Origin of the sequence: Arthrobacter sp. (assembly GCF_030540645.1) — a bacterium.
Classification (GTDB): domain Bacteria; phylum Actinomycetota; class Actinomycetes; order Actinomycetales; family Micrococcaceae; genus Specibacter.
This window is the reverse complement of the sequence record NZ_JAUNVV010000104.1, coordinates 1-11,195: the sequence shown is the minus strand read 5'-3', so window position 1 is coordinate 11,195 and position 11,195 is coordinate 1. Positions and strand designations below refer to the sequence as shown.

The following is an 11,195-nucleotide window of genomic DNA, read 5'->3' as shown; positions in this document are numbered from 1 at the left end:
GCCCACGGCGGCTGACCGGGCCACGGCAGCTGAACCAACGCACTAAGAGTTTCCCCCACCACCATTGAAAGGCCCCGCCCATGCAGGCTTCCATAGTCTGGTTCCGCGACGACCTTCGCGTTGCTGACAACCCGGCCCTGCTGGCCGCGGCCGCCGAAGGGTCAGCTGTTGCCCTCTACGTTCTGGACGAAGAGTCGGCAGGGATTCGTCCCCTGGGTGGTGCCGCCAAGTGGTGGCTGCACCACGCCTTGGCCGATCTGCGGGCGGAGCTGGTGAAGCTGGGCATCCCGCTGCTGCTGCGCCGGGGGAGTGCAGCGGAAGTTGTTCCGGCAGTCGGCGTCGAGCTGGGTGCCGGGTCGCTGTATTGGAACCGGCGCTATGGCGGCCCCGAGCGCAGCGTTGATGCGGCCGTGAAGGAATGGGCCGGAACGCACGGGATCCATGCGGAGAGCTTCCAGGCCTCTCTTCTGCACGAACCATGGACGCTGCGAACAGGCGCCGGCAACCCATACCAGGTGTTCACCCCGTTTTGGCGGGCGCTTTCGGCGCGCGACTTCAGGGCACCCCTGGGCACGCCCGAGGTCGGACGTGGCCACGCAGGTGACCTGCCGGACAGCGACAGGCTCGAAGCATGGGAACTGCTGCCCGAGAACCCCGACTGGGCCGGGGGACTGCGCGAAAGCTGGCAGCCCACGGCGGTCGCCGGAGGAGAGGCTCTGGGACTGTTCTTGGACAGCAATGTTGGCAACTATTCAGAAGCGCGGGACCGTCCGGACCAAGCCGGGACCAGCCGTATTTCGCCCTACCTGCGCTGGGGCCAGCTCAGCCCCTTCCAAGTGTGGAACGCGCTTGCGGAACGCCGCAGCGATGCCGGGCCTGGCGTGGGCATCTTTGCCTCCGAACTGGGCTGGCGTGAGTTTTGCTGGCACCAGCTCTACCATCACCCGGATTTGGCAACCGTCAACCTACGCCGGAAATTTGACGACTTCCCCTGGCTCGGGACCGAGGCGAGGCACGGCGGCAGCCCGCACTGGAGAGCGTGGTGCACCGGTACCACCGGCATTCCGCTGGTGGACGCCGGGCAGCGGGAACTCTGGCACACCGGATTCATGCACAACCGGGTCAGAATGGTTGCGGCCAGTTTCCTGATCAAGAACCTGGGTATCGACTGGCGGGCAGGGGAGCAATGGTTTTGGGACACACTGGTGGATGCCGATGCCGCGTCCAATCCCGCGAACTGGCAGTGGGTGGCCGGATCAGGCGCCGACGCGTCACCGTTCTTCCGCATTTTCAACCCCGTCACCCAGGCCAAAAAGTTCGATCCGGCGGCTGGCTACGTGGTGCGGTGGGTACCGGAGGTCCTGGAACCCGGATATCCTGAACCCATTGTGGACCTGCAGGAGACGCGCCGCGCAGCACTTGACGCCTACGCATCCATCAAATAGAAGTCTCATACTGTGAGATCGTTTGACCATCATGTGGATGGTTTCGTTAAGCTAAGGCCATGAGCGCATCCATGGACAGTGCAGTAATCGACATTGCAGTTATCGCCGGCGACGGCATTGGCCCCGAAGTCACCGCAGAGGCTGTGAAGGTCCTGCGGAAAGTGACGGCCTCGGAGGGCGTAGAGCTGAAGCTGACGGACTACGCCCTGGGCGCCGAACACTGGCTCACCACCGGGGAGACGCTGCCGGACTCCACCATCGAGGCCCTGCGCAGCCACGACGCCATCCTGTTCGGTGCCGTCGGCGCCGCACCCGGAGACACCCGCATCCCCTCCGGTTTGATCGAACGAGAAATGCTGCTCAAGCTGCGCTTCGCCCTTGACCACTACGTCAACCTGCGCCCCTCCTTCCTGTACGACGGCGTGGCCTCACCGCTGGCGAACCCCGGCACCATCGACTTCGTGGTGGTCCGTGAAGGCACCGAGGGCCCCTATGTGGGCAACGGCGGCGTGCTGCGCAAGGGCACCGTGCACGAGGTGGCCACCGAAGTCTCCGTCAACACTGCCTTTGGCGTTGAGCGCCTGGTGCGCGACGGTTTCCGCCGCGCCAACGAACGCCCGCGCAAGAAGCTCACCTACGTGCACAAACACAATGTGCTGGTGTACGCAGGCCACCTGTGGAAGCGCACGGTTGAAGCGGTGGCAGCAGAATTCCCCGACGTCTCCGTGGACTACCTGCACGTCGACGCGGCCATGATCTTCCTCGTCACCGACCCTGCGCGCTTCGACGTCATTGTCACCGACAACCTCTTTGGCGACATCATCACGGACCTCGCTGCAGCCGTCACCGGCGGCATCGGCCTGGCAGCATCCGGAAACATCAACATGGACCGCACGGCACCTTCCATGTTCGAGCCGGTTCACGGCTCGGCGCCGGACATTGCCGGCCAGCAAAAAGCAGATCCGACGGCGGCCATCCTGTCCGCGGCGCTGCTGCTGGACCATGTGGGCTACCCGGAAGCTGCGGCCAAGGTGCAGGCTGCCGTGGCTGCCGATGTTGCCGCCCGAGACGCGTCGTCCCCCAGGACAACCAGTGCCGTCGGCGACGCCATCGCAGCAGCTCTGTAACGCCGTCGTCCGTAGCTGTGCGGCTGCTGCTGGGACGGCAGCTGTGGGAGTAGGCTTGGCAGTATTGAAAAGTGAGTGGATGACGGGGTCGGCCCAAGGCGCGAAAACGCCCACTCATGCGGGCCCAACCATGTGGAGGAAGCATGACCCAGATCGCCAATGAGCTGAGCTTTTCGCTGCAGCCCAACGAGAATCCCAAGAGCGTCGCCGAGCGTGATGCCATTTTGGCCAACCCAGGCTTTGGCGACTACTTCACGGACCACACGGCCGTGGTGGATTTCAAGGTCGACGCCGACGGCAACGGTGGATGGTCCAACGCGCGCGTTGAGCCGTACGGACCCATTGCCATGGACCCCGCGGCCGCCGTGCTGCACTACGGCCAGGAGATCTTCGAGGGAATGAAGGCGTACCGGCACGCCGACGGCTCGATCTGGACGTTCCGTGCCGAGGCCAATGCCGCCCGCCTGAACAGCTCAGCCCGCCGCCTGGCACTGCCCGAGCTGCCGGAGTCGACGTTCCTTGAATCGCTGCGCCAGCTGGTGTCCATCGACAGGAATTGGGTTCCCTCCCAAGACGGCGAAGCCCTGTACCTGCGCCCGTTCATGATCGCCACCGAAGCGTTCCTGGGGGTACGCCCGGCGCGCGAGGTGTCCTACCGCGTCATTGCCTCCCCGGCCGGGAACTACTTTGGCGGCGAGCTCAAGCCTGTCTCCATCTGGCTCACCACCACGTATGCCCGTGCGGGTGCAGGCGGAACGGGCGAGGCCAAATGCGGCGGCAACTACGCTGCCTCGCTGGCTGCACAGATGGAAGCCGAAGCCCAAGGTTGCAAGCAGGTCTTGTTCCTTGACCCGTTCAACGACAACGCCGTCGAAGAGCTCGGGGGCATGAACATCTTCTTCGTGTTCAAGGACGGAACTCTGGTCACTCCGGAGCTCAACGGTCACATTTTGCACGGCATCACGCGTTCCTCGGTCATGCAGCTAGCCGCCGACCGTGGCCTGAAGGTTGAAGAACGCAAGATCACCATCGATGAATGGCGTGACGGCGTGGCAGCCGGGGACATCACCGAGGTCTTCGCCTGCGGCACCGCTGCCGTGATCACGCCCATTGGCGAGCTGAAGACGGCTGACGGCGTCATCGCCTCACCGGCCCACGGGATCGGGCCGGTCACTGCCGCCATTCGCGAGCAGTTGCTGGGAATCCAGACCGGCACGGTTGAGGACCTGCACGGCTGGCTGACCCGCCTGGCATAGATCGACTGGCAGCACGGTGATCGTGCCTGGCCGCCGACCGAGTCAGCTGCCAGGCACGATCAAACGACGGCGTTGGCGGCTTCGATCATTTCCCAGCGCTGGCGCGGCAGCGAACTGCTGTGGGCGGTTTGCACGTAGGCCATCATTGATTCCCTGACAAGGCAGCGCAGGTCCCACAACGCGTCGCTGTCCTTGGCGCTGACCACGATGCGGATACGCACGAGGGAGTTCACGGCGTCCGTCACTTCAAGCTTTCCTGTGCGCCCGTCCCAGAGCGGGGTCGCAGCCAGCAAAGCGTCAAGGTGGGCTCGGAGTTCAGCCACCGGGGTGTGCCAGTCCAAGTCGAGTTCCACGCTGCCCTTGATCTTGGGACTGTTCCTTGTCCAGTTCTCAAACGGCGTTGTGGTGAAGTACGTCGAAGGCAGGATGAGCATCCGTTCATCCCACACGCGCACCACCACATAGGTCATGGTGATTTCCTCGATGGTGCCCCACAGCTTTTCCACCACGACGACGTCGTCGATCCTGATGGCATCGGTGAACGCGAGCTGAACCCCGGCAAAGACGTTGGAGAGGGAGCTTTGCACGGCCAAGCCGGCAACGATCGAGATCAACCCAGCTGAAGCGAGCAAGCCAGTGCCCAGGGCGCGGACCTCGGGGATGGTCAGAAGCAGGCCTGCCACCGCAAAGGTGATGAGCAGTGCCGCGACGATGCGCCGCCCCAAGGTGATTTGCGTGGTCAGCCTGCGCATCCTCCGGCTGTCCTTGATACGGGAGCGGAAATGGCGCAAGGTCAGCCGTTCGGTGATGGCAAGCGTGGCCAGGGCCAACCACACCAGTGCGGCAATGAAGCCCAGCATGAGAACGAAGTCAACCGCCGCGAACCAGGGCTGGTTGGGCAGGCTGTACGCCAGTGCCATGCGTATGCCGACTAAAACCAGTACACCGAACACAGGGTATTTTGCCTGGGCTGAGCGGCGGCTGAAGTCGGGAATCTTGTGGAATATCCGGTTGGCCGCGGTCCGGAGAACCAAGGTGAGCAGCAGTGCTGAAGCTATAGCCGCCAAAATTGCCAGGGTGGGTTTAATGATTATTTCCAAGTCTGCCATTGCTCAATCGTGACAGAGGACCCTGGGGGTTTGTCCAACCGGGCCCGGGCGCCGTCCCGGTTCCAGGCGTTCAACGGAGCCTGCGACGCGGCCGCGGAACTTTCTTCCCACCAACGGCGCCGTTGCCGGGTTTCCTGACATACGATGCACACAAAAGACTTGATCGCGAAGGCAGTACCACTGGGCAGTACCAGTGAAGGCCGCCTCGCCCTGGTAGGACCAAAAGGCTGGAGGAAGCATGGATGATGAGGCCCGTCGCCGCGAGTTGGGTGACAACGATGCCGCGGTGGAGGAAGAACTGGAAACCGCCTTTGACAGGATCGTGGACGAAGGCGCCCAGCGGCTGCACAGGACCTGGCCCTCGGTGTTGGTGACAGGCTTCTTTGGCGGCATCGAAGTGGGCCTGGGCGTCATGGGCTACCTCGCCGTGGAACATGCCACGGGCAGCAAGTTGCTGGGCGGGCTGGCGTTTGGCATCGGCTTCGTAGCCCTGCTGCTGGCCAAAAGTGAACTTTTCACCGAAGGTTTCCTGGTCCCTCTCGCTGCAGTGGCTGCCAAACAGGCCAAGCTGAGGCTGCTGTTCAAGCTCTGGGGCGGGACACTGGCCAGCAACCTGGTGGGCGGATGGATCTTCATGTGGCTTGTGGTGCAGGCGTTCCCGCAATGGCGGGAAACCATCATTGAATCGGGGACACAATTTGCCTTGGCTCCCTTGTCAGTCCAAACCGCAGCCTTGGCGATTCTGGGCGGCAGCACCATTACGCTCATGACCCGCATGCAGCATGGCACGGATTCGGTGCCCGCAAAGATTGTCGCAGCCATGGGCGGCGGGTTCCTTTTGGCCGGCCTGCCGCTGTTCCATTCTGTACTGGATTCCTTGTTGATCTTTGGTGCAATCCATGCCGGGGCGTCGTTTGGCTATCTTCAGTGGCTGGGCTGGTTCTGGTACGCGGTGGTGTTCAATGTCATCGGCGGGGTGGTTCTTGTCACGGCCCTTCGCCTGGTGCGCTCGATGGAACTCATCAAGGAGCGTCGCGAAGAAGACGGCGCCCGCACGGGAGGGGCCAGTTAGCGTGGCACAGGTTTTCAGTCGAATTTTCCCGTAGGCTTTGCTGCATGCGTATAGCCCGATTTGTTGCTGATAATGACCCGATGTACGGCGTTGTGACGGGGGAGGCCGGCAGTGAAGTTGTCACTGTCATCAAGGGCGATCCCTTCTTCAACGGCGTGGAACCCACCACCATCAAATATCCATTGGCGGACGTGCGCCTGGTTGCCCCGATCATCCCGCGCAGCAAGGTCATCGGCGTGGGCCGCAACTTTGCCGACCACGCCCGCGAACTGGGCAACGAAGTGCCGGAGAACCCGTTGCTGTTCTTGAAGCCCAACACCTCCGTCATTGGTCCGGGCGAACCGATCGTGCTGCCTGAATTCTCGGAAGAGGTCTCCTACGAGGCCGAGCTGTGTGTGGTCATCGGACGCATCTGCAAGGACGTTCCGGAAGAACGCGTGGACGAGGTCATCTTCGGCTATACCTGCGGCAACGATCTCACTGCCCGCGACGTCCAGGCCGGCGACGGTCAGTGGGCCCGCGCAAAGGGCTTCGACACCTCGGCACCGCTGGGCCCGTGGATCGAAACCGAACTTGACCCCGACGACGTCTCCATCAAAGGCTGGCTCAACGGCGAAATTCGCCAGGACGGCAGCAGCAACCAGATGGTCCGCAGCGTCCGCGAACTCGTCTCGATCGTCTCCCATGCCTTCACGCTGCTCCCGGGAGATGTCATCATGACAGGTACACCCGCCGGAGTCGACCTCCTGCAGGCCGGGGACCGCTTCGACGTTGAAATCGAGGGTATTGGACGCCTCTCCAACCCGGTGGTCCGCCGCTGACACCGGTGGAACGCAGTGCTGCACAGCACTGATCCGGCAGCGTGACCAAGCACGGAGGAGTAGAATCGAGCAGTCCTTTCTCCTCCGTGCGGTGCTAAACCGCGAAATGGCGGGGGATTTCCTAGAGGGACCCACCCCGACCTAAGGACTCCTGAGTGTCACACGACGTCATGGACACTGACTCACGCCTGCCTGCACCTGGCAGCATTACCGACGAGGGCTACCAGCGGACCCTGAGCCAGCGCCACGTCACCATGATTGCCATGGGCGGGGCCATCGGCGTCGGACTTTTCATGGGTGCGGGAGGGCGGCTTGCCTCCACCGGCCCGGCACTGATTTTCTCCTACGCCATTGCCGGGGTCATCGCGTACCTGCTCATGCGGGCGCTAGGCGAGTTGGTCATGTACCGGCAGACGTCGGGCTCGTTTGTCTCGTACGCGGGGGAGTTGTTCGGCAAGAAGGGCGCTTTCCTGTCCGGGTGGATGTACTTCATCAACTGGGCCATGACGGGCGTGGCGGAGCTAATCGCCATCGGCCTGTATTTCCAGTTCTTCTTCCCCGGCGTGCCGGTCGAGATCAGTGCGCTGTGCGCCCTTGTGCTGCTGGTGGGCGTCAACTTGCTCAGCGTGAAGGCTTTCGGTGAGTTTGAATTCTGGGCCTCCTGCCTGAAGGTCGCGGCCATTGTGCTCTTCCTCGTGGTGGGCACGTTCATGGTGGCCACGAACGCTGCTGTGGGTGACAGCCACGCGGCAGTGGGAAACCTGTTCCACGCCGACGGCGGCATGTTCCCCAAGGGCGGGCTGGTGATGATTCTGGTACTGAACGCCGTCATCTTCGCCTACAACGCCATCGAATTGGTGGGCATCACCGCCGGTGAGATGCAGAATCCGGAACGCGAAGTGCCCAAGGCGATCCGCGCCGTCGTACTTCGCATTGTGGTGTTCTACGTCGGTTCGGTGACGCTGCTGGCCATGATCATGCCCAGCGACCACTACAAGTCCGGGGAGAGCCCGTTCGTCACCGTGTTTGCCACCATGGGCCTGGACTGGGTGGGCTCGGTCATGAACTTCGTGGTGATCACGGCGGCCCTGTCCTCCTGCAATTCGGGGCTCTACTCGATTGGCCGGATCTTCCGCACCATGGCCAACAACGGGCATGCGCCGCAATGGTTGACGCGGATGTCCTCCCGCCATGTGCCTTACGCAGCCGTGCTGAGCATTGCCGCCGTCTACCTTGTGGGCGTGCTGGCCAACGTTGTCTTTGGCGGCTCGTATGCCTTTGACCTGGCGTTGAACACCGCATCCATAGGCGTGATCTTCACGTGGGCTTCCATTTTTGCGTGCCAGATCATGCTGCGGCACAAGAAAGGCAAGGTCTCCAAGTTGCCCATGCCCGGTTCGCCGTGGACAAGCTGGATCGGCCTGGGGGCACTGCTCCTCATCACGGTGCTGATCGGATTCGACACCCTGGCCAAACCGGACGGCGGGGTGTACCTGCTGGGATTGTGGACGCTTTGCACCATCCCGGTGCTGGCACTGGTGCTGTGGTTCGGGTGGCAGTTCGTGAAGCACAACGAACCGAAAAACGAGCTGTTCAGCTAGGCCGACGGGCGGTGTTGTCCGTGACCCACGGCGGTTCGTGCGGATCACGCCGTCGGGCGTCTAAACTGGAACCATCATGACTATTTCTGCCCAGATACCCACTGTCACCGCCGAAACCCCCGTCCGGGTGCGTTTTTGCCCCTCGCCGACCGGAACGCCGCACGTAGGCCTCATCCGCACCGCCTTGTTCAACTGGGCTTACGCCCGGCACACGAACGGCACGTTGATCTTCCGCATCGAAGACACCGATGCCAAGCGTGACAGCGAGGAAAGCTACCTCCAGCTCCTGGACGGGCTGAAGTGGCTGGGCATCACCTGGGATGAGGGCGTGGAGGTTGGCGGGCCGCACGAACCATATCGCCAGTCACAGCGTGGGGACATCTACCAGGACGTCATCGCCAAGCTTGTTGCCGGCGGCCACGCCTATGAGTCGTATTCCACACCCGCAGAAGTCGAAGATCGTCACAAGGCGGCCGGGCGGGACGTTAAGCTTGGATACGACAACTTTGACCGCGATCTCAGCGCAGAGCAGATTGCCGCTTTCAAGGCGGAGGGGCGCGAGCCCGCACTGCGCCTGCGTATGCCCGAGACGGACATCACGTTCACAGATTTGGTCCGGGGCGAGATCACCTTCAAGGCAGGATCAGTCCCGGACTACGCAATCGTCCGCCCCAACGGCGCGCCGCTGTACACGCTCGTCAACCCCGTCGACGATGCCCTGATGGGCGTCACCCATGTGCTGCGCGGCGAGGACCTGCTTTCCTCCACACCCCGCCAGGTGGCCCTGTACCGGGCACTGTACGAAATTGGCGTCGCCGAGTACATGCCGCTGTTCGGCCACCTGCCCTACGTGATGGGCGCCGGCAACAAGAAGCTCTCCAAGCGCGACCCCGAGTCCAGCCTGTTCCTGCACCGCGACCGCGGCTTCATCCCCGAGGGCCTGCTGAACTATTTGTCGCTGCTGGGCTGGTCGCTCTCCGCTGACGAGGACATTTTCACCGTGGCGCAGCTGGTGGAGAACTTCGACGTTCACGACGTCCTTGCCAACCCGGCCCGCTTCGACATCAAGAAGGCCGAGGCCATCAACGGCACCCACGTGCGCATGCTCGAGCCCACCGACTTCCGCAACCGCCTGGTCCCGTACCTGCAGGCAGCCGGCGTAGTGGGGGAGACCCTCAGTGCCCGCGAGGAGGAAATCCTTGCCGAGGCCGCCCCGCTGGTCCAGGAACGCATCACGTTGTTGGGCGAGGCGCCCGAGATGCTGGCGTTCCTTTTCAAGAAGGACGACGCCGTTGACGTCGCCGACGATGCGCGCAAGGGCCTGCCGGAGAACCTTGGCGAGGTACTGGATGCCGCTCTGGCGGCACTGGAACCGCTGGAGGACTGGAGCGCGGAGGCAATCCAGACTGCGTTGAAGACGGCCCTTGTCGAGGGCTTGGGCGTGAAGCCGCGCCTCGCGTTCGGCCCGGTGCGCACGGCCTTGTCCGGCCGGCGCATTTCGCCGCCGCTCTTTGAATCCATGGTGATTCTGGGCAAGGAGTCCTCACTGGCCCGCCTGCAGGCCTTCCGCGGACAATCGGCCTGAACCAGTGTCTGAAAAAGCTACACTGAACACCCCCAGCCTGCCCCCTTTTCCGGGACGGGTTGGGGGTGTTTTGTTTGACATCGATGAAACCCTGGTGGATCTGGTACAGGCCATGAGGGATGCCATGGTGTTTGCGGGGACCCACCTGCTGCCTGACTGCACCTCGGCGCAGTGGGACAATTTCGCCGCACTGTATATGGCTGATCCCAACGACTACTACGACCGCTACGTGATGGGTGAATTCACTTTTGGCCAGCAGCGGGGGCTGCGTGCGCGTGCCGTTTTTGAACAACTGGGCTTCACGGTTTTCGATGCAGCGGCCGAGCTGCGGTGGATCAGCGATTTTGAGGAGGCGCAGCCACGCTACATCCGTGCTTTTAATGACGTGGTGCCGCTCCTTGACGCGTTGGACGCGGCCGGTATTCCCTACGGCGCCGTCACCAACAACGTCCACGACTACCAGCGCGCCAAGCTTGACCATGCCGGTCTTCAACGAATCGGAATGCTCGTTGGCATTGACACGGTGAAGGCCGCCAAGCCGCGCCCGGAAATCTTCCTGGAGGGCTGTCGCCAACTGGGGACTGCGCCGTCGGAAACCCTGTACGTGGGGGACAACTTCCTGATCGACGGCGTGGGCTCAGTCAAGGCGGGTCTGCACGGGGTGTGGCTGAACAGGGAAAACAAGGCAATGCCCGCTGTTCCGGCAGACGACACGGCCTGTGCACAGGCCGTACGGATCATCAGTTCCCTGGCCCAAATGGGTGAGTTGGCGGGACTTTCAAACCCGCCCCGGGCCTGTGACGCACGACTCAGCAAATAATGGCATTCTCGTTTTGGCGTTCAGCAATCTCTCGGGTATAGTTTTATCCCGGCGCGAGGGCCGCAGAAGAACCGGGGAAACCCGCGGATTTCACGGCAGAACGCAGCCATTGGGATATGGTGTAATTGGCAACACATCGGTTTCTGGTACCGACATTCTAGGTTCGAGTCCTGGTATCCCAGCGCTTGTAAAAGCCGCCTTTTTACTTGGCGTGAACAGCAAATTTCAGGTAGTATTCCTGAAGTTCACTGAGCAAAAAAGTGAAGGTATTAGGGCCCCATCGTATAGCGGCCTAGTACGCTGCCCTCTCACGGCGGTAACGCGGGTTCGAATCCCGCTGGGGTCACAAGCAAGACCGG

9 protein-coding genes and 2 tRNA genes are annotated in these 11,195 nt (G+C 62.6%); 10 read left to right on the top strand and 1 reads right to left on the bottom strand.

Annotated features, from left to right (window positions below; translation table 11 throughout):
• Positions 1–80: 80 nt before the first annotated feature.
• The 3 genes from Q4P21_RS14785 (at position 81) to Q4P21_RS14775 (ending at position 3,828) form a co-directional block, all read left to right on the top strand.
• Entirely contained in the window at positions 81–1,445 is a 1,365-nt protein-coding gene (locus tag Q4P21_RS14785) for a deoxyribodipyrimidine photo-lyase (protein WP_303389497.1), read from the top strand.
• 71 nt (positions 1,446–1,516) lie between these two features.
• Complete coding sequence (locus Q4P21_RS14780; RefSeq protein ID WP_303389499.1) at positions 1,517–2,572, top strand: 3-isopropylmalate dehydrogenase; 1,056 nt, start codon at positions 1,517–1,519, stop codon at positions 2,570–2,572.
• 143 nt (positions 2,573–2,715) lie between these two features.
• Positions 2,716–3,828, top strand: a complete 1,113-nt coding sequence (locus tag Q4P21_RS14775) for a branched-chain amino acid aminotransferase (protein ID WP_303389496.1) — start codon at positions 2,716–2,718, stop codon at positions 3,826–3,828.
• Positions 3,829–3,887: 59 nt separating this feature from the next.
• Here Q4P21_RS14775 and Q4P21_RS14770 read toward each other — a convergent pair whose 3' ends face one another.
• Positions 3,888–4,928, bottom strand: a complete 1,041-nt coding sequence (locus Q4P21_RS14770; RefSeq protein WP_303389495.1) for a mechanosensitive ion channel family protein — start codon at positions 4,926–4,928, stop codon at positions 3,888–3,890.
• A 247-nt stretch (positions 4,929–5,175) separates the two neighbouring features.
• Here Q4P21_RS14770 and Q4P21_RS14765 point away from each other — a divergent pair, with 247 nt between their 5' ends.
• The 7 genes from Q4P21_RS14765 to Q4P21_RS14735 all read left to right on the top strand — a co-directional run bounded on the left by Q4P21_RS14765 (position 5,176) and on the right by Q4P21_RS14735 (position 11,182).
• Complete coding sequence (locus Q4P21_RS14765) at positions 5,176–6,009, top strand: formate/nitrite transporter family protein (protein ID WP_303389494.1); 834 nt, start codon at positions 5,176–5,178, stop codon at positions 6,007–6,009.
• A gap of 44 nt (positions 6,010–6,053) precedes the next feature.
• Positions 6,054–6,830, top strand: coding sequence for a fumarylacetoacetate hydrolase family protein (locus Q4P21_RS14760; RefSeq protein WP_303389493.1), 777 nt, complete (start codon positions 6,054–6,056; stop codon positions 6,828–6,830).
• A gap of 170 nt (positions 6,831–7,000) precedes the next feature.
• Positions 7,001–8,431, top strand: a complete 1,431-nt coding sequence (locus Q4P21_RS14755; protein ID WP_303389498.1) for an amino acid permease — start codon at positions 7,001–7,003, stop codon at positions 8,429–8,431.
• Positions 8,432–8,507: 76 nt separating this feature from the next.
• Positions 8,508–10,016 carry a glutamate--tRNA ligase gene (gene gltX, locus Q4P21_RS14750; protein ID WP_303389492.1) on the top strand — a complete coding sequence of 503 codons (1,509 nt, stop codon included), beginning with the start codon at positions 8,508–8,510 and terminating at the stop codon, positions 10,014–10,016.
• 4 nt (positions 10,017–10,020) lie between these two features.
• Positions 10,021–10,836 (top strand): HAD family hydrolase, encoded by an 816-nt coding sequence (locus Q4P21_RS14745; RefSeq protein ID WP_303389491.1) that lies wholly within the window; start codon positions 10,021–10,023, stop codon positions 10,834–10,836.
• Between the two features lie 110 nt (positions 10,837–10,946).
• A tRNA-Gln gene (locus Q4P21_RS14740) sits at positions 10,947–11,018 on the top strand.
• A 91-nt stretch (positions 11,019–11,109) separates the two neighbouring features.
• A tRNA-Glu gene (locus Q4P21_RS14735) sits at positions 11,110–11,182 on the top strand.
• Positions 11,183–11,195 lie beyond the last annotated feature (13 nt).